The sequence below is a fragment of the Bacillus sp. DE0042 genome (assembly GCF_007680225.1).
Classification (GTDB): domain Bacteria; phylum Bacillota; class Bacilli; order Bacillales; family Bacillaceae_G; genus Bacillus_A; species Bacillus_A wiedmannii.
Genome location: NZ_VEJP01000016.1, coordinates 19,299 through 38,590, shown reverse-complemented (window position 1 = coordinate 38,590; position 19,292 = coordinate 19,299). Strand labels below are relative to the sequence as shown.

The 19,292-nt window shown below is 31.8% G+C and carries 21 protein-coding genes and 7 pseudogenes; 5 read left to right on the top strand and 23 right to left on the bottom strand.

What is annotated here, in order from left to right; translation table 11 throughout:
* Positions 1-1,084 precede the first annotated feature (1,084 nt).
* The 6 genes and pseudogenes from FS802_RS30145 to FS802_RS30120 form a co-directional block, all read right to left on the bottom strand.
* Positions 1,085-1,426 (bottom strand): zinc ribbon domain-containing protein YjdM, encoded by a 342-nt coding sequence (locus tag FS802_RS30145; RefSeq protein WP_070168997.1) that lies wholly within the window; start codon positions 1,424-1,426, stop codon positions 1,085-1,087.
* 132 nt (positions 1,427-1,558) lie between these two features.
* Complete coding sequence (dltC, locus tag FS802_RS30140; RefSeq protein ID WP_046955295.1) at positions 1,559-1,798, bottom strand: D-alanine--poly(phosphoribitol) ligase subunit DltC; 240 nt, start codon at positions 1,796-1,798, stop codon at positions 1,559-1,561.
* 71 nt (positions 1,799-1,869) lie between these two features.
* Positions 1,870-2,151: pseudogene (locus tag FS802_RS31805) on the bottom strand (hypothetical protein).
* A 79-nt stretch (positions 2,152-2,230) separates the two neighbouring features.
* Complete coding sequence (locus FS802_RS30130; protein ID WP_098654374.1) at positions 2,231-3,994, bottom strand: SulP family inorganic anion transporter; 1,764 nt, start codon at positions 3,992-3,994, stop codon at positions 2,231-2,233.
* 135 nt (positions 3,995-4,129) lie between these two features.
* Positions 4,130-4,570: a DNA mismatch repair protein gene (locus tag FS802_RS30125; protein WP_098708087.1), complete on the bottom strand. Its 441-nt coding sequence runs from the start codon at positions 4,568-4,570 to the stop codon at positions 4,130-4,132.
* Position 4,571: 1 nt separating this feature from the next.
* Complete coding sequence (locus FS802_RS30120) at positions 4,572-4,925, bottom strand: ArsR/SmtB family transcription factor (RefSeq protein WP_016090018.1); 354 nt, start codon at positions 4,923-4,925, stop codon at positions 4,572-4,574.
* Positions 4,926-5,072: 147 nt separating this feature from the next.
* Here FS802_RS30120 and FS802_RS31970 point away from each other — a divergent pair.
* Positions 5,073-5,402: pseudogene (locus tag FS802_RS31970) on the top strand (Tn3 family transposase); the annotation flags it as partial.
* A 199-nt stretch (positions 5,403-5,601) separates the two neighbouring features.
* On the opposite strand, the gene FS802_RS30110 reads toward FS802_RS31970, so the two are convergent.
* From FS802_RS30110 to FS802_RS30080, 6 genes and pseudogenes are all read right to left on the bottom strand, one after another.
* Entirely contained in the window at positions 5,602-6,108 is a 507-nt protein-coding gene (locus FS802_RS30110; protein WP_070168999.1) for a GNAT family N-acetyltransferase, read from the bottom strand.
* A gap of 252 nt (positions 6,109-6,360) precedes the next feature.
* A pseudogene (locus FS802_RS30105) lies at positions 6,361-6,611 on the bottom strand (ABC transporter ATP-binding protein); the annotation flags it as partial.
* Positions 6,612-6,862: 251 nt separating this feature from the next.
* Positions 6,863-7,096: pseudogene (locus FS802_RS30095) on the bottom strand (Rpn family recombination-promoting nuclease/putative transposase); the annotation flags it as partial.
* Between the two features lie 277 nt (positions 7,097-7,373).
* Positions 7,374-8,219, bottom strand: coding sequence for a hypothetical protein (locus tag FS802_RS31800; protein ID WP_260989093.1), 846 nt, complete (start codon positions 8,217-8,219; stop codon positions 7,374-7,376).
* Positions 8,220-8,302: 83 nt separating this feature from the next.
* Positions 8,303-8,680, bottom strand: a complete 378-nt coding sequence (locus FS802_RS30085) for a hypothetical protein (protein WP_098654376.1) — start codon at positions 8,678-8,680, stop codon at positions 8,303-8,305.
* Positions 8,677-8,994 (bottom strand): hypothetical protein, encoded by a 318-nt coding sequence (locus FS802_RS30080; protein WP_046956872.1) that lies wholly within the window; start codon positions 8,992-8,994, stop codon positions 8,677-8,679. The genes FS802_RS30085 and FS802_RS30080 overlap by 4 nt, the downstream gene beginning before the upstream one ends.
* A 207-nt stretch (positions 8,995-9,201) precedes the next feature.
* On the opposite strand from FS802_RS30080, the gene FS802_RS30075 reads away from it, so the two are divergent.
* The 3 genes from FS802_RS30075 to hfq all read left to right on the top strand — a co-directional run bounded on the left by FS802_RS30075 (position 9,202) and on the right by hfq (position 10,954).
* Positions 9,202-10,275, top strand: a complete 1,074-nt coding sequence (locus tag FS802_RS30075) for a Rap family tetratricopeptide repeat protein (RefSeq protein ID WP_144525679.1) — start codon at positions 9,202-9,204, stop codon at positions 10,273-10,275.
* Positions 10,272-10,430, top strand: a complete 159-nt coding sequence (locus tag FS802_RS31285) for a hypothetical protein (protein WP_173602309.1) — start codon at positions 10,272-10,274, stop codon at positions 10,428-10,430. Before FS802_RS30075 ends, FS802_RS31285 begins: the two co-directional genes overlap by 4 nt.
* A 338-nt stretch (positions 10,431-10,768) precedes the next feature.
* Positions 10,769-10,954, top strand: a complete 186-nt coding sequence (hfq, locus tag FS802_RS30070) for an RNA chaperone Hfq (protein WP_098654377.1) — start codon at positions 10,769-10,771, stop codon at positions 10,952-10,954.
* Between the two features lie 267 nt (positions 10,955-11,221).
* Here the strand turns inward: hfq and FS802_RS30065 are convergent.
* The 8 genes and pseudogenes from FS802_RS30065 to FS802_RS30015 all read right to left on the bottom strand — a co-directional run.
* A pseudogene (locus tag FS802_RS30065) lies at positions 11,222-11,515 on the bottom strand (ArsR/SmtB family transcription factor).
* Positions 11,516-11,600: 85 nt separating this feature from the next.
* A complete protein-coding gene (locus FS802_RS30060) occupies positions 11,601-12,029 on the bottom strand; it encodes a disulfide bond formation protein B (RefSeq protein ID WP_098654378.1) in 429 nt (142 codons plus the stop codon).
* Positions 12,030-12,073: 44 nt separating this feature from the next.
* Positions 12,074-12,361, bottom strand: coding sequence for a hypothetical protein (locus FS802_RS30055; RefSeq protein ID WP_098654379.1), 288 nt, complete (start codon positions 12,359-12,361; stop codon positions 12,074-12,076).
* Between the two features lie 75 nt (positions 12,362-12,436).
* The gene (locus tag FS802_RS30050; protein WP_144525677.1) at positions 12,437-12,637 is read right to left on the bottom strand and encodes a hypothetical protein; all 201 of its coding nucleotides are present in this window, start codon (positions 12,635-12,637) and stop codon (positions 12,437-12,439) included.
* Between the two features lie 110 nt (positions 12,638-12,747).
* Positions 12,748-13,312 (bottom strand): annotated as a pseudogene (locus FS802_RS30045) (thermonuclease family protein).
* A gap of 1,286 nt (positions 13,313-14,598) precedes the next feature.
* Entirely contained in the window at positions 14,599-15,795 is a 1,197-nt protein-coding gene (locus FS802_RS30025) for a serine hydrolase domain-containing protein (protein ID WP_098654381.1), read from the bottom strand.
* Positions 15,796-15,849: 54 nt separating this feature from the next.
* Positions 15,850-16,284 carry a MarR family winged helix-turn-helix transcriptional regulator gene (locus FS802_RS30020; protein ID WP_260989092.1) on the bottom strand — a complete coding sequence of 145 codons (435 nt, stop codon included), beginning with the start codon at positions 16,282-16,284 and terminating at the stop codon, positions 15,850-15,852.
* Positions 16,285-16,347: 63 nt separating this feature from the next.
* Positions 16,348-16,500, bottom strand: a pseudogene (locus tag FS802_RS30015) (helix-turn-helix domain-containing protein); the annotation flags it as partial.
* 177 nt (positions 16,501-16,677) lie between these two features.
* Between FS802_RS30015 and FS802_RS31280 the strand changes: the two are divergent.
* Positions 16,678-16,836, top strand: coding sequence for a hypothetical protein (locus FS802_RS31280; RefSeq protein WP_176545834.1), 159 nt, complete (start codon positions 16,678-16,680; stop codon positions 16,834-16,836).
* A 151-nt stretch (positions 16,837-16,987) separates the two neighbouring features.
* Here FS802_RS31280 and FS802_RS30010 read toward each other — a convergent pair whose 3' ends face one another.
* From FS802_RS30010 to FS802_RS30000, 3 genes are all read right to left on the bottom strand, one after another.
* Positions 16,988-17,728: an epoxyqueuosine reductase QueH gene (locus FS802_RS30010; protein WP_371411526.1), complete on the bottom strand. Its 741-nt coding sequence runs from the start codon at positions 17,726-17,728 to the stop codon at positions 16,988-16,990.
* Between the two features lie 304 nt (positions 17,729-18,032).
* Positions 18,033-18,671, bottom strand: coding sequence for a nuclease-related domain-containing protein (locus tag FS802_RS30005; protein WP_098654385.1), 639 nt, complete (start codon positions 18,669-18,671; stop codon positions 18,033-18,035).
* A 16-nt stretch (positions 18,672-18,687) separates the two neighbouring features.
* Positions 18,688-19,071: a hypothetical protein gene (locus FS802_RS30000; protein ID WP_098654386.1), complete on the bottom strand. Its 384-nt coding sequence runs from the start codon at positions 19,069-19,071 to the stop codon at positions 18,688-18,690.
* Positions 19,072-19,292 lie beyond the last annotated feature (221 nt).

Below are 19,292 nucleotides of genomic sequence, written 5' to 3'. Positions count from 1 at the left end.
TGACTTTAATTGGATTAAAAGTTTAATCTAGAACGATTCAAATTTTATGAAATCCTTACCATAATAAGTTTTTCTAAAACTTAACTAAGTGAATTTATTCTTTGGATAATTATACTTAACAGCCTTTTAACCACTCTAACCGCTTCACTTCATTCATTTATTTACTACAGCCACTTTTTTATTATTGGATACTAAACCATAAATTCTAAATAGGAGAATAAAATAAATTGGAGGACTTCATTGTAACACGTATGCATAAGTTTTAAATATTAAAATTAAAAAATATTTTTTCATTATCTTATCTTCATGAATTACTAATAATAGATTGCGAACTTTTTTGGGCCAGCGGCTATCAGGTTATTACAGATAATTAGAATGAATAACAGTACCAATCAATATGTATTTTAATGATGATGTTCTTTATTTAACCTACCACTAAGTTATTTGTATATTCTATAGATATATCATTACTCTATCCCTTTTAATAAAACAGGACACTTAGTCAGTAAAGAAAGTTATTCTATTACATAAGTTGTTAATTTTTTACATATTTTCTTTTGATATTTTCTTACTCTTTTTTTTAATAAATATATAACTACGTTTTTCCCATATGTATACATTATAGATGCTTACTTTTCTTTAAACTGAAACTTACATTAGAACGCTTTTCTTTATTTCTCAATATTAAGACCCTGGGATTTTTATTATTAATCCTGTAATATACGAGCCAGAAGTAAATAAAAAGACTTACTCTGCGCTATTGAGGGAGAATCTGAGGGCCATCTCAATATGTGGCTACATAGAGCCTCGCCACCAAAACTTGGATATTATATGCTAAGAGACAGTTCAGATTTAAAAGTCGATTTTCACACGTTAAGGAATTTCCCTTCTTATGTTTCTAGCATATTCACGCATCATTTTTTAAAAATACAGTTGAGATGAGTTCAAAAAAATAGAAAGACCTCATTCAAGCATACTTATCATGAATGAAATCTTTCCCTTATAAAGGTTATTTAATTTCCACCTTGAAAATGGTATATGTTAATTGATTTTAAATAATTAAGTCCAACTAGTTCTATTTCATTTAAATCTTTTTAACAAATTTAGATTTTAATTTCATAGCTCCAAAACCATCAATTTTACAGTCAATATCATGGTCGCCATCTACTAAACGTATACTTTTTACTTTTGTACCGATTTTCACAACCGATGAAGTTCCTTTTACTTTAAGATCTTTGATTACTGTTACAGAATCACCATCGTTTAAGACATTTCCATTAGCATCTTTAATAACCTTTGTATCTTCATTATTTTCAGTTTCTAATTCTAATGTCCACTCATGAGCACATTCTGGGCAAACAAAAAGATTTCCATCTTCATAAGTGTATTCTGAATTACATTTTGGGCAATTTGGTAAATTAGACATATTTTTATTTCCTCCACACTTTATCATTCTAATAAGTATTTTTTAAAATTTCTGTTTACAACTTCATAAGAATAGCAATTATGAACTTTAATTTTGAAAAGTGGTTCTTATCTGTATATCAAACACCTATTTTCATCCCATAGCTTTCAATTTCTTAATAATCATGTTCGGTGTCGCCCATTCGTCACGGTCAAAGTCAGAAATAGACACTTCGATGTTTAAACGGTCTTGAAATTCTACTAATAAAGATACTGTAGCAAAAGAATCTAGAATTCCTTCTTCAAATAATTGCACATCTGGGTTCTCTTTTACGATATCATTTTCACATACTTCTTCTAACACATTTAACACTTGATCTTTAAATTCAGACATTATTTTTTCTCCTCTATAACTATAATTTATAATAAACTTCTTCATAGACTTCTATTTATTAACACATTATTTTAAAAAATCTGTCCCATCATCATTACAAAGTTATGCCTGGTCTTTGTATAATAGTTATTAAGACATAACAGATAGTTGTTCCCCGGAACTTATATGATTACAAATCCGGTATTTGTTTCTTGTGGAAAAGGAATATATATATGATCGATACCGTTTATATAATCCATTTTGCGTTTAAACGTAAGGAAAATATTCTCTTCTTGCTGTTCGATAATCACTTATTGGATGTATGAAAAACCTTCTTGTTCACACCCTGTAAAAATATTCTCCGCATTCGCCAAAGTAAACTTTCTCCTTCTCTATTTTTATAAAAGGATTAGAAGAGTGAACCAAACAAACTTTGTATGTGAAGTGAATTTTTTAAAAATCTAATGCATTTGTCTTATTCTTTATTGTATTCACTCCCTGGGATTGCTGAGAAAGCCCGGTACACTCATGAAATGCGAAATGCTTACATCCTATACATTTTTTTGTATTCAAATGTCCTAAAGCACAATTAATAGCTTCCCCAGTATGATCAAAAAAGTTTTCTTTCCCAATCTCAGCATACAATCCACTCTTATCTAGTGTTACTTTTAGTTCTGACTGGATTCCTGAAATAAGAAGTATGCCACCTTGTTTTTTAAAATGCTGAACGATATTCCTAAAGTAAGACTCTCCTGTGGTATCAATAAAAGGAACTTTTCCCATACGCAAAATTAGAACTTCTGGTTTATAATTAATAGTCGTTAAAATATTATGTTCAAATGTTTGAGCAGCCCCAAAGAATAATGGCCCTTCTATTGTGTAAATACTAATTTGTGGGCAGTCATGAGCTTTATTTACCACATGTGGTAACAATTTTTCATTCCTTTTTGTATGGTCAGGAAGCACTTTTGTTATGACAAGCATATTACTCATACGTTTTGTAAACAAAATAATAGCTAAAATAAGACCAATTTCCACAGCTGTCGTTAAACTAGTAAATACAGTAAGTAAAAATGTTATCAGTAATACAAGAGAGTCTCCTGTCTTCATTTTAAGTATGTGATAAAAATGTTTTTGTTCGCTCATATTCCAAGCTACCACCATTAAAATGGGAGCCATACTAGCAAGAGGAATATGTGAAGCATATGGAGCTAACAGTAAAAGTGTAAATAACACAAATCCCCCATGAATAACACCCGACAGCGGAGATACAGCTCCACTCTTAATATTAGTTGCTGTACGGGCAATTGCTCCAGTTGCAGGAATTCCACCAAATAACGGGGTTACAATATTAGCAACTCCCTGACCGATAAGCTCTTTGTTGCTGTTATGTTTACTATTAGTCATCCCATCTGCCACGACAGCGGATAAAAGAGATTCAATTCCACCGAGCATCGCAATAACAAATGCAGGACCAATTAACTGTTTTATACGTTCTAATGTGATTTCTGGTATATCAAACTGAGGAAGTGTATTTGGAATCGTACCATATGCTGTACCAATAGTAGGTACCTGACCTGAGAAAAATACAGTTGCAATTACAGTTGAAATAACAACACCCACTAATGAACCTGGTACTTTTGGCAAAATCTTTGGTGTGATGAGTATAACAAAAAAGCAAATCAAAGCAGTTATAACACAATAAAAATTGGTAGTATTGATATGCGTAAAGATTTCCTTCAGATTCGCTGAAAATTCCTCATGCTTTTTTATACCTGTTAGACCTAAGAAACTAGCAATTTGTCCAGTAAAGATAATAACAGCAATACCTGACGTAAAGCCAATTGTTACAGGACGTGGGATAAACTTAATCAAAGATCCTAGTTTAAAAACCCCCATAAGGCATAAGATGATTCCGGCTAATAAACCAGCAAGCAGTAAATTTTCATACCCATAGGTAATTACAATCCCTAAAAGAATCGGAACAAAAGCACCTGTAGGCCCTCCAATTTGATACTTCGAACCACCAAATAGTGAAATGAGTATCCCAGCAATACATGTTGTATAAATCCCATACTCCGGCTTAACGCCAGAAGCTATAGCAAAGGACATAGCAAGTGGAATCGCTACAACTCCGACAATCATTCCAGAAAGAAGATCCCTTTGAAAATGTCCCAATGAGTATCCTTCAAACCTTCCCGTAAATAACCCTCTCATTACAAACCCTTCTTTTCTATTTTTAATAAGTCTTGCTTCTTTTGAAAGAATATTTTTTTAATAAAATTGAGTTACAAGTACGTTTCTCATACCCTTATACAGACAATCTTTAACTCTTTACACAAGAAAATCATCCTAATATTGGTTATATGTTTTACTTAAATGACGTTCTAATTTACCAATATCTCCTCCTTCTTGTATATAGGAATTTAACCTTTCTACTAAAAGTAAACTACCTCGACTATCTAAATTTTTCATTTCAATAAACGATTTAATTTTCACATTATCTGGCGTGCAATCTCTACGAAACATTTGCCCCGGAATTCCATTCCAGAAACGATTCCATTCGTTCAGTAACCCTATTTGATCAAATAAAAAGCTTTGAACCCCACATAACCAAGCTGTACAAGCTGTATTTCTCTTTTGACATCCAACTCCATCCTGTAGATGCTGGCATGAAAAACAGCAAGAATGCCCACTTTTAATACAAACATTACAAACATGATGGGCTCCTATTGAGCTAAATACTTCAATCCCATGCTGAATGATATCTTCTTTTTTAACGTCAATGCTCAACCTATCCCTCCGTTACCATGGTTTCACTTTCTGTTTCATCTAGCTCTTCTAACATTGAAATTGTATCGATTAAATGGTTGTTAAAAATTTTACGTGCAACTACCAGTAAATCCACAATCATAGGATCTCGTAGAGAATATAAAACTCGTTTTCCATCTTTAGTACCAACAACAATGTTTTTTGAACGTAGCACACTTAATTGTTGAGAAACAGCTGAACCTTCCTTGTTAAGGATAGTTTGAATTTCATTTACACTTCTTTCACCCTCTGACAATAGTTCTAGAATACCTATTCGCAATGGATGTGATAAGGCTTTAAAAAAATCAGCTTTAAATTGTTGCATTTCATTTCCCATAAAAACACCTACTTATTTTTGATTAAAAACACAGAAGTATCATATACATCTTCAAATGTTTGAATATGTATATGATACTTCCAGGACTTTGAATTTTCAATATAAATCTTAAAATATTAAATAAGAAACAAAAAGTACACAAAACATTTGCTACACTCTATTCGCAAAGAAACAGCATCAGATTCCATTGTCATGAGAAAAATGGACTCTTATTCCCGGCAAAACAGTCTTATACCAGCACTAAGGGACGTATTGAAAAACACTGTTTAACGTAGACTATATTTTTTTCAAAACCTTACGCCGATGGATTCTACGAAGATTGAATTTATGCGAAGTTACGAATGCCTTAGCACACGTAATTTTTTTGGAAAATACGGGGATTTTCGAGAATGAGCACTACAAGACCAATTACAGCGTGCCAGTGCATTAAATTTAATCATCAATACAATCAGCATATGGAATACTGTATATCTAACCAATGATTATTCAAATAAAAACTCCCGTATCATTAAACAGATACGGGAGTTATTTTATCAATTTCACTTTCCTCATTGTATAAACTTTACTTTTCAGACACATCGCTCACATTTTAACGATTTTATACACCAAGCTATTCTCAAAAATCAATAGCACAATTTTAATAATGATTTTGATTTTAATAATGCGGTCTGAAACACTACTCTTCTTCTAAGATAGCGTAATAATATTCATCCCACCATTCATTTCCATGGGGTATACACTTCCTGAAATATCCTTCTCTTCTCATTCCAATTTTCTCCATCACTCGATATGACGGGGTATTTTGTGGCTGACATGTAGCTATAATTCTATGTAATTTCATTTCCTTAAACCCATATTTTAATGTAGCTTGTGCTGCTTCAGAAGCATATCCTTTATTGAAATATTTAGGATTGAATACCCACCCAATCTCATAAGTATGCTCACCAAAATATTTATGAAAAACAATATGACCAATCAGAATATTTTCATCTATCAGTATCACAGGAAAGTTCTCTGCATTTTCACCCATATTTTTATTTACAAAGTTTCTTGTATCTTCTTCAGTAAAAACCCCTTCGGGTATGTATTTCATAACATCGCTATCTGATGTATACTCATGGACAGCTTGCCAATCTTTGAACTCAAAATTTCGTATTAATAATCTTTCTGCTTTTATAAACATTTACTTTTCTCCTCTCAAAAAATTGTTTCTTTACTTCAAATCCAAATTTAACCCTTAAATTAAAAAGAGCTTGTAGGAATCTCTACAAGTTCTCTTTAATTTAAGATGAATTTATGGGACAAACAAACTATCTTACAGATTCATCATTAAAACTAAGGGAATAGTACTTTGACAAATATATCATATAACAAATATTAACATCTATATATTTGTTGAAAATTTTGTTAATTAAGAAAAAAATTATCTTTCTTCTTATCTGTTCTTAATTTCGTTTACTACTAACTTCTTCTTAATTAAATAAACTGCTAGATCTGAATTTTTTGCAAATTCTTGCGAATGCGTAACAACAATTACGCATTTACCTTCTTGATGTTCGAGTTCCTGAAACAACTCAATAATTTATTTGCTGTTGGTTCACCAGCAATAAATAAAACAACATAGCAAGATAGTTCCCTAGCAATTGCTACACGTTGTTGGTCTTCGCGACTTAGTGGAATTATATTAAATGACCGTTTCTGTATATAAAGAATATGTTTACCTGTATTTTGAAAATCCTCTTCTTTAACGAGTTTTATACATTTTTTGGTGATTCATACTGTAGTACCCAATCAAATAATTTAAAAATATTACTACGTAATTGATTCGATTTAGGAAAAGCACTGCCGAAACCTTCAGCAATGCTTTTCTATTAGACTTACTATGATAATGAGTATTTACTTTCTTTTATTCATGAGTACTGTAGGTTCATATATATTTACTTTAATTTCAAAATACGTTCTATTTCCTCCACACTCAACTTGCTTGCTTTTGCAATAGTTTCAAGCGGTACACCAATTTCATGCATCCCTCGAATCATTTACATCTTATCTTGCTCAATACCTTTTTCCATGCCCTTTTGTTCTGTATGTGCTAGCTTGGCTTGTTCATCTAAAAGTAATTTCTCTCGAGCTTCATATGCTGTTCGGAAAGAAGAATCATGGATCATATTTTACTATTTATTTATTGCTTTTTTAAATTGTGTCTTAATTCATTGCAATCGATTGCGCCATTTCTTCATCTTTATGATTATAACTTATAAAAATACTCCACCTTCTCATGTACTGTGCCATTTATTATCTGTTTTTTATAATATAAAAAGTGCCCTCTCATCTCTCGATTAATCACGGATTTAATGTAAATTTGTTTTGATTATTATCAATTCCTATAGTCTTTGTATGGGCTTCCTCCCTCTATTCTTTCAATGTAAAATATAAACTGAATGAAGATTAAGGGTCAATTCTATAAAAGAAACTACCTTTATGACTTATTATAGACCTATTTTCAGCATAACATTGTAAAAACCTTTCAGGGAACAGCATTATGAATATATCAAAAATTTCATTATTATGCGTTAAAAATTTAACAAAACTATCATTTATAAGTAAACTATCACTTGAATTAATTGCTTTCCAAAACGCATGAGCTTTTCCAGTAGGGTTAACAGCAACCCGATAATTCCTATTTTCTTTAAAGTTATTATGTATTTCTACAAACAACTCGTGAAGGTTATTATTTTCAGCTAAGTGAGGAATACTTCTAACAATTTCTTGAACCTTATCAGGATTATTGAAATAAACGTTATCAAAATACTCTTCAAGTTCTTTTAATAAGAAATCCCTACTGCCGTTGATTACTAACTTAGGAAGAATAGATTGTATAAAAAGCCAAAAAGATTCGACGTGCGCAGCTGCAATTAGATTATCTTTAGAATGTACACAATCATTCCTTAATGCTCTGCAATATTCCATTTGAGCAATTCTGGATTTACTTATTTTAAAGTAACGACTGTGGGTTTCCCCTTCATTAATTAAATCAAACACCTTATTTTCCCAAGTATCTTCGTTTGAAATTTGTCCCTTTTTTGCTCTCCATTCGTTCTCAGTTATTCCATTAGGAGTATGCGAACTTTCTAACACTCTGGATTTTACTACATTTAAGAAAAATAAATATGACATGATATACGATGATCTGTAAGCTCCTACCTTATAACAAAGTATCCCCTCTTCAATAAAACTCATAGCAGATTTCGGAAATTCTATTTCACTAATAAACTTTTCAATCTCTAATTTCATTTTCTTTTCTCCTTTAACTTTTTTATTATCTAAAGAACACTAATCAGAATTTCTTTTTATAAAAATATTAGGAATAAACGATTTTAATATGACAACTCATCTTTCAACTCTTCAAGATATACATCCCTAACTAATTTAAAGAAACCTATATATTCCCCGAAATAATCGCTAAATTGCTTTATAAATCCTTCTCTTTCTTCAATATCATGAGACCATATAAACATACTCCCCATCAATTCACCTATCTCCCTTTCAATTCCTTTTAATTCATCTGGCGATATACCTTGCGGGTAATCATTAAACCACTCCAACCAATCCGCAATTAGCTCCTCCACAGGGGATATTCCAGATTCTGAGCAGAAATTAAATTCCCTTTTTCCTGCTGTGATAAATGTGTCTAAATCATTTAAAATTAGACGGATTATATATGAAGTACTCACATTTCCGATGCTATGTTTCATATTTTCTCCTCCTTATCATTTTTTTCTTTCAATGAAATGTGTTTGTTATACCATTTATTTATCTTTCCTTTGTAATACTTTTCGACTTCATAATCCGGAATCCAAATTTCACGATCATAGATTTTACTCATTACACTTTCTAGAATATCCTCATGTTCTCTCGGTTTCAATCGACGGTTATGAACCTTAATCTTCTCTATATAAGCCTCTCTCAGCCAAATTGATATGGTTTCACGCTGTTTTTGCTTTAGGTGAGACCATTTCTTATTGGTTTGCAACAATTGCCCTTTAGGACCTTTTGTATGGTTTTTCACTGTCTTCCCCTCGTCGCTATGGTAGATTTATACTCATCACATATTTTAGCCTAATATGAAGAGGAATCCAAATTGGTCATAAAGAAATTCAGAATTTTCATATAATTGTTTAGAAATATTCTTTTAAACTACTATCAGCTGTAATAATATGGATTTAACTGCTATGATAAAAACATATAGATATAAATATACAAAGGGGGAAGCTATGTGATTGTAGCAAAAGGAAACGAAAAGATTACTAAATTAATGAACGATTGGTACAAAGCTATGCGCTGTCAAAAGTTATTGAAAGCAACAAATCTAAGATCAGATGTTGAAAAACTTATCGACGAAATGGAACAAGATCAAACGCTTCTTATTTACTATTCGTTACTAGAGTTTAGGTATAATCTTTTAATAAATAATACATCAGGTTTAGTAAAACCTGGAGAACATATTGAAGAGTCTACCACAGACATGCTCAATTACTATTACTATCTGTTCAATGCTATACATGCAATGAAGATTGGACAATATAGTGACGCCAAACACTTCTATCACAAAGCTGAAACACTTCTATCTCTTATTCCGGATGAATTAGAACATGCGGAATTTAACTATCAATATGCCCTTTTCAACTATTATCAGTTCCAACCACTAAATACAATAACGTACGGTAATAAAGCCAAAGAAATCTATTCCAATGAAGTTGGGTATGAAATAAATGTAGCTTCATGTAATAATATCTTGGGACTTGCGAGTACTTCCCTAAAGCAATACGAGTTAGCTGAAGAGTATTTTCTTTCCGCTTTAGATATTGCAACCAAACAAGATCAAACACAACTTACTCAAATGATTCGTCATAATATAGGGCTACTATATTCAGATCAAAATATGCCACAACTAGCAATCAATTACCTCTCTAAGGCACTAGAAGGTAGCTGTAAAACAATGTATTTGTTAGCTAAAGAACATGAGAAACTAGGCAACGTAAATGAGGCTGCTAGTTATATAGATAAAGGATTGCACATTAGTAATGCACAAAATAATAAAGAATATTATCATCATTTATCAATTCTAAATGCAAGATTACAGCATACACCTATAGATGAATATGAAAAGATTATTGTTGGAGGAATCCATTATCTCCAAAAAGAAAATTTATGGCACTTTGTCGAAATGTATGCTGATGAATTAGCAAACAAGTATTATGATGAAGGTAACCACTTGAAAGTAAGTCAATACTTCCGTGTGGGATACAAGGCTAAAATTGAAATGGAGAAAAGGAGTGCTTTAAAATGATGAAAAAAATACTAATTAGTACAGCAGGACTTTTATTCTCAGGTTTTATGCTAGTAGCACCAATCACTTTAAGTAACACTCACGGCGAGGCAATGATTGCAGTACAAAAGCAGGAAATTATACAATATACGAATACCCATGGTGAAGGAATGTAATAACTGTAGAACTCCTCTCCCTACAATTAATACACTATTATTTGCAGGGAGGATTTCTTTGTATGTTACATATACTTACTTTGTGTTAATTAGCGTGTAAGACTCTCCTTAATAAATCCATGCAGTGAAATTTAATATTTTAAAAGCAAAATTAAAAGGAATCCTATAATAAAAATTCACCCAAGAAAATAAGAACTATTACATAAATAAGCTAAGGTCTTTACTTCATTGTAAGGGCTTTTATTTTTATGAAAATAATCCTAAAAATGGTGTAATTATACCATTCCTTATACATTCACAAAAAGAGTAGCATATTTAAAGAGAGGAAGAAACTATTCATGCATACACAAGAAAAATTTTATGAAAAATTAATAGAGGAACAAAGAGTAGTAACGATATTTTTAATAAACGGAGTAAGAGTACCTGGAATCATTATCGCCGTTGATAAATTTTCAGTGCTTGTCTCCAGTCACGGAAAGCAACAATTCATTTATAAACAGGCCATTTCAACAGTTTCTTTATGAAGTAGTGAAAATAAAAAAGGAATCCTCAGTACAAGGATTCACCCCAGGAAATATGCATAAATAAAAAGAATTAAGCTTATTATAATATAAAAGTAAACGAAACATATTGAGAAAAAAAATAAGCTTGAAGTTTGATAGGAAAGAATAATGTTTGCTATACTAACTACACACAAATATATGCAAAATCACAAATGAAATAAGGGCAGCTTAGCATAGCTGCTCTTATTTCATTTTAATTCACGTAATCTGCTATTTAATTTTAGTTATTTATAAACCTAGTACACTAACAATCTGACATGCTTTTGAATTTACAATATGATAATACATCTCTAATCCCCTTCTTTCCGAACGAAGAATCTTTCCACGCATTTTAGATAAATGCTGAGATACGGTAGATTGAGGAACATCTAATAGCTCCGTTAATTATGTTACATTACAAATCTTGCGATGTTCTAGCTCCTTCACAATTTGTAACCTAACTGGATGGGCCATAATCTTTAATAATTCTACATCCGCCTCTGGGATTTTGTACATTTCATTACTTGCTTGAATAGTTGTCAATTTAATTTCTCCTTTTATAATTTTTTTATTTTAATCATCTATTTTTAAATATGTTGTGTTTACTTGAGTACATTTTTCATAACCACTATGTTGTTTGTTCTTTTGTCACTCTATCAGATTTAATATATAGAAGTATTATGATGGCTAAAAATCCAACAAAAGATAGCATAGGTATCGAGATGAAACCGAATAAATACAAGTAATCTTCTGTACAAGATACTCCTACTGAACATAATTTTATTTCAATTGTAGGAAAAGCTTGAATCGTAATTTGATAAACGGCTATTATTAAGCCAATACATGCAAAAGGAAAAGCATATGTACTTACGTATGGATCTTTTCTAAACATACCTATACCTAATATTAATACTAGTGGATACATGGCCATCCTTTGATACCAGCACAAATCACATGGAGGCAGCTTCATCCATTCACTAAAAACCAAACTTATGATTGTTGCACTAGTAGCTGTCATCCAAGCAATTGCAATTTGATACTTTCGAATGATTGACATCCTATATTCCCCTCACCTGTCTTATTTAGAATGTAAAACGTTTTCTAATATATGACTAATTTATTTCCGTATTTGGAGTACCCTGTTTCAATAGACAATATCCAATCATTGATATCATCCCAATCATAACCCTTCTCTTTTAATTCTAAAGGGAAAAGATTCTCAAAATCATCACGCATTACATACATGACTTCTAATGCTTTTTCTAGCGGACCAAATCTATATACAATATGTGTATGTACTCTTTTGTTTTTCTTTTTTGCTACCGCTAAATATACATACCGTCTTTCTTTCGTTAAAACAAACTTCAAAAATCCAGGTACTTGACTCACCTTTCGCACTCCTTTTTGGTTTTCCATACCCTTATTAAAAAGAAAAGGTATGGAAAACTATTAAATCTCACTTTACTAATTTAATAAATGTCCCGTTTTTTTGATTTGAAAATACAAGAAGTCGCTCATCATAACAATATTTATTACACCAGCTGCAGCACCAATTTTGAAGATAACATACACACATTCATTACTACTAAAAGGTAATAAACTCGCGAAAATAAATAAAATTGAAATGATAAAGGATAAGAGCATATTTCTTTTGTTTTCATTCATTCAAAAAACCTCCATTTTGTACGAATATTTATATTGCAATAGATTGGGTGCTAGGTCGCATCATTACGGTTATAATGATGTTTCTCTTCATCCACATATCCCTTAATGCTTCACACACCAATCTTTGATGCCTTTGCTTCTTTTTCAATTTCTAGCATTTGTGGAAATAGTAAAGTGTTAGGTTTTGAAATGTAAGCTACAGTCCCATATCCTGATTTGACCATTAATTCGCTGATATGTATCCCTTCACAAAATACATATGTCAATTCCCTACCATACTTGTCCTATTTTGGTCCACAATCATAGACCAATGTTACACTTTTTCCATATAATTGTTTCTTTAAAAATGAGGATGCTTCTTTTCCCATCTTTTGTGGTGGAATTATTTGGATATACAGAATCCGGGGTATCCATTAAGAGCAATCTTACAGTCCTGTTCTGCCTATTTATGATCTCGTCTATCGTATCTCCATCCTTTAACTATTTTTAAGCCTTTAAGTTTATTCTTATAAGTTTCTGAAATGTCAACAATACCTTTCCCTTCTGCGTACTGTTGTATTCCTTTGTGTAGGATTCCGTCCGGCTTTGAATCATTTATTTGTGTCGAACTGCTGCATACAGACATTTCAAAAAGAAAGGTGTAATCCAAATAACCTTAATCCAAGACTTCTTAATGTATTATCCTACTAATTCTAGCTTGTAAAGCACTCTATCACCCTAAATACCATAATAACCATAAGGCAAAATGTAAGAATGATAGACCCAGAAAAACACATAATTGCACTTTAGCGTGACGTGATTTTCCCCATGATGAAATGCGCCATAAAGCCAATAGATAAATATAGGGATAAAGAACTACGAACCTGTTTCGAAAAATACAGCTAAATAAATTATAAATAATATAAGTTGTTGATGTTTTCATTAATTACTCCTTTAAAAGCTTATCTCTATAAGGATATTTGCTGGATTCATTTCCTTATAATCACAACATAGACAAAAACGAACCCACTTTTTTAGATGTTCTTTATACGTAACCCTCAGTGATTGCTTTTTACATTTGGCGCATGTAGATATCTCACATCCCTTATTCTGCTTCTCCACATTCCCAAAAGATACATTGATCGTTAATATGTTACTTATAAACAATTCCCATTCCCGCTCTTTTTTCAGAAACTTATAGAAAACAAAAAAGGACACACCGATGGCATATGTATGCGTAGGTGTGTCCTTTTGCAAGATAGATTTAGAAGTATTTTGATACTTTCATCATATCATAAATCTAATTAATTTCATATACAAAATTAATAATTATAAAACAGTTGTAGGTGAGGATGGTTTCATACCTACATGCATATAAACAATTTGTTAATCCAATTAATCACCTGCTACTAAAATAATATCTTTTTACCCATTATTTCTTTCACTATACTAAAAAAATTAACATGTTGAGGATTAGCAGAAAAGCTATTATGCATAGTGCAAACTGATAACTTATACTAATCATCAATATCATATTGTTTAACAAAAATGGATGACTTTGAAAAACCTTTTGAAAAGTTGTCTAACTGAGGCGACACTCTAGAAAAAGGAATAAGGGGAATTATACATGTGATATTTTAAAGTATTCCCCGAAAGAATTCTCCTTCCTCAAACGTGTGAAGGGCGTAACCCAACGATAGATGGGAGATGAATTTCGGTTTGGCAAAGTTGGAGCTATATGAAGTTCTTTGATAACTTGATATAGGAGGTTGTAGTAAGAAAATAGAGTGCGAAAACCAAGCCATTCGTTTCCTGTGTAAAATATCAACCTTACCACAAGAGCGTCCATGCGTTGGGCATCTAGGTGTAACCCCCCGAAATAACGCTCAAGGAATCTAAAGGTTACTTTCTTCGGGGAACTACTCGCCACTTCAAGCTTCGCTAAGTGGTGAGTAGTTCACAACAGAACCTTCCTGACCATATCAATTGACTTTTTGATATGGTATTTCAACACCTTCATCGATAAATAAATGCTTCGCATCATCTACATAACTCATCGTATTACGTATCCAATAATATGACTCATCTATTTTAAAAAGTGGCACAGACAACTGATGTTCAAATGAAATTATAAATTGTACATCCTTTTTAATTGTAAATCTTGTGCCAAGTCCATCTGCTAATTCATAGCAACCCGTAATATCATCTTTAATAGTGAGCGGTAAAGTCATCACATATTTTGGTGCTTCTACAGCATATTGTATTCCCATTAAGTAATGCATAATTTCTTGTTCATATTGAGGAAACACTTCTTGATTCGTCGCTAACACAATCACTTCCCCTGTAGATATATTCATAAACGCTTGTGCTGAGCAACCAAGCCATCCACCTGTATGGCCAACCCACTCATTTTGAATGATAAAACCATAACTATAATTATTATTGACTTCTGTCGGTGTTAACATAAATTGAACAATCTCTTTGCTAATGTACTGACCTTGCCGTAATGCTTTTAAAAACTTCGCTACCTCTGCGACTGTTGCATAAATACCACCGTCACCATATTGATTATTATATTTTTCGATTTCGTGTAAATATGGGTCATCAAGCACCTTTTTATATTGTTGCTCCTCATAATTAAACGTTTGACCTTGCGCTACAAATTGCTTTATGGGTTGCGTGGTCATATGAGTAAGATTTAATGGTTCTGCAATATATTGTTGCAAATACGTTTCATACGATAAACCACTCACTTTTTCAATTATTTTGGCAAGTAAAACATAATTCGTATTACTATAAGACCAATGCTCATTTGATGTATATTGTGGTAGCACTCCTTCGATAAATGTTTCAACACTTATTGTTAAATCTTCCGTGATATACTCTGGAATACCAGATGTGTGTGTAAGTAATTCTGCAACTGTTACTTCTGTAAAATATGGTACGTTAAACCAACATGTAATTTTATCTTCTAACTGTAGCTGTCCTTTTTCGATTAGCTGAAACGTCATTACCGCTGTAAACATTTTACTTAATGATGCTAGATTAAATTGTGTATTTTTGTTAATAAGGTGCTTCTTTTCGAGTTCTTGATAACCATGAAAATACTGATTGATTTGTCCGTTTTTTTCATAATAAACTGCACCGTTAAAAGCGATATTTTCAAGTAAACCCCTCATATTTTATCCCCCTAAACAAATTAGATATCTAACATATTAGACGTGAAGGGATTTTTATAATTCCTTCATCACAATCCTCCTTAATTTATCAACAATTCTTTCAAATTCATCTAGCTCTTCTGATGAAAGTTTGCTGTAAATTTTATCTGCAATTTGCTGTTCTACATAAACTTGCTTCGAAAAATACTCCAATCCATTTTCATCTAACGTTATATATATTTCACGTCGATTTTGAAGATTAATTTCTCGTTTGATATATTTATTCTTTTCTAATTTCGCTATTAATTGGCTAACCGCGCTAGAGCTTATATTCATTTCAATCGCAATTTCGCCGACCGTAATACGTTTCGCTAAATATACAATTTCTAATACAACAGCTTGTTGTGTTGTAATACCACTATTTAAATATTGCTTGTAATGTTTATATATCAAGCGGTTTATAGTATATTCAGCTTCATTAATGCGTTTAACTTGTTCATATAAAGACAAAAAATCACCCACTAACATGTTAGATACCTAATGTATTATCAAGTGATTTGTTAAACGTCAATCATATGTCAAACCTTTCCCTGTTTCTTTGTATGCGTAATCCCATAGGGAAAGGAAATGATTGAATACAAAGCGAGAACAACCAATCGTTTTGTTGATTGGAATTGCTTGTGCTTGATTTGGATAGATACGAAACTTATAGGCTTTATTAATCATCATTTCATTCACCTCCCTTTCGGTATATGACTAACACTTAAAACACATATTCTTTATATGTGTCGAACAATTAAGATGCCTTCCTGCCTTGTACTTTACATGAGACATGTTCAATTCATCGGGAATATCGAGTATATTTTTGTAAATAATAAGGTTGTTAAATCGAGGAGGATTTGTATGCAAGATCATAAAAAAGCTATAAAAAGCACTGGTTCTGTTATGAAACCAGATTTTGCTGAAACTGATGCGCAAAAAGTGAAACAAGAAATTCAGAATGATGTAAGAGCGGGACAAGGAGCAATAACTTCCCGAGAAGCAGGGGCAATGCGAGATTAAGAAAACACTCCTTATTGGTTTTTTCTTTTCTAGAAATTTAACCAGTAAGGAGTTATTGCAGAACTATTTTAGCTTTTTATATTTATCATTTAAAAACATAATGCATTTCTTTTGTAGATCATAGGTTAATTTCACATCAAATTTATCACGATTAAATCTCTTTTTTCAAACTAAGATTATTTTCTTTCAGATAATTTATTGCATCTTTGTTCACCGCTCGTAAATCTATACCTTGTTTTTCCGCTGCAAATGAACATCCACAATAACATTGACGGAAAACATCATATTCATTACACATTTCAATTGAGCGTTGATATCCATTACTTTTTTTAAAATCACTTGGTAAATAACGTGAATCATAATTTTGTTGCACACCAATTCCAAGTTCATTTATTAATTGACTATTTTTATTTTTAGAAAGAGTAATTGCACTGCCGAAGTAATCAAATCCCCTTTCTTGTGCTACCTGAGCTGAACGATCCAATCTCATATCAAAACAAGCTGAACAACGAAGCCCACCTTCTGGCTCTTCTGCCAAACCTTCTTCTTTTACCATTTTAAAAAATACATTTGAACGATAGTCATCTTCAATAAATCCAACTGTGTGCCCTGTACGATCATTGAACTTGTCTACAAAAATATTTTGTTCATTAGAGCGTCGCATGTATTCACTTTTCGGATGGATATTCGAATTTGAGAAGAAGATTGTGACATCTGCATGTTCTGCAAGAAATTCCAATGAAGAAGTACTACAAGGAGCGCAACATGAATGAAGTAACACTTTTGGTCTTTCGTTCCTTGCTTCCCAATCTTTAATCATTTTTCTTAATACTTTGTCATAATTTATTTTCTGGTTCTTCATTTTTTTTAAATACGTTTCAACATCTAACACTTCTTTCACAACTAAACCTCCTATTTATTTTTATTTATCTATTTTATCATTTGAATCCATAAATACAAATGTAGTTATATACATCTATTTACAAGCTTTAAAACGTTTCTATTGAACTTTTAAGGTCCTAATAATATACGTAGTCTATTACCTTTATTTCTACAATATATCTTTAATCATTCTTTTTCATCACAAAATCTTTTGGGTTACCTTTTAACTGATAATACTTCACGTTAAGACGAATAACTACTACGATGATTACCAAAAATCCTATCATATATAACATTGTTCCTTTCTCCATTTCTTATTGTTTAGCGAACAATTTCTGTAAATACTTCACATGTTTCTTCTCAATATCCTTACCGGTAATATTAGCTCGTAAAATAGTTTGGTAGATATGCTCAACTTCGTCTTTTGTTAGTTTCAGATCAATATAAGATTCAATATATTTTTTCAGATCGTTATAATATAAGATATGTTTATCTTTCGAATGAACATTTACCCTTTTTAGACTGCATTTTGGATGAAACGCCCCAATAGAGATACACGGAAGCTGCTGTTCCACCACCCATTCAATTGCCTTTATATGTTTATAATTTTGTCGAAATGGGTTTTGAAAAGAGGATTTCTTTCTAAAAATACCCTGTGTCCACCTGGCTGATTTTTCACTTCCATATATACAGCCCTCGTAGTTTTTTGTCTCTATAACAAATACACCTGTTTCCGCTATTACAATATGGTCAATTTGCGTTGTATCACCATACTCCGTATGAACCGTCACATCATGTAACACATAATAGCTGGTGGGATTCAATTTTCCTAATATACGTTTCACTAGTTTTTCCCCGGCTTTCCCTTTCCATTTCGGTACATGTTTTTTTAAAACGATGTTCAAAGGACTCAGAATCACAATGAGAATCAATTCGAATATCAACATTTTCATAATAAAAGCCTCCTTTTCACACTCTTGCGTTTCTAAGCATCAAACGATATACATACGTTTCTAACCCTAAAATAAAATATGAGATACATAAGCCTTTTATCACCATCTCTACGAACCCCAATGCTAAAGAAACAAGGAGCCCACCCCGAAACTGAAAGGGTCTAGTTACCCTTCTATTTACTGGCTTTTCAATGACACCAAAGTTAGCCCAGGTAGGTAAACGTTTTTCTACATTCTTTATTGTGCCCATTAAGCTGTATTTTAGGGACAGAATGAAACATCCGATTAATAAATACACAATGGAAGAAAAATAGACAGATAGGCCCATAACAATAATTGTGAGCACCCAACCAATTAAAATGGAATTTCGCAAAACAATATATTCTCGATTTCTTTTCAAAACAAACAGCCCTTTCAAAATAAATAAGGTTATTTTTTATTGAGAAATATTTACATTTAATTGTAAGCATGATGTGATACGTCTCTATTAATTTACGAACTACCCTAAAGAGGATTGTGATAGACATGTTAAAACTTATTGTAGATAATACGGTAACAGAACAAGAAACAGATTCAGCTTTTTCAAACCTTTTAACCTGCAAATTTACAGCTGTTTATCTA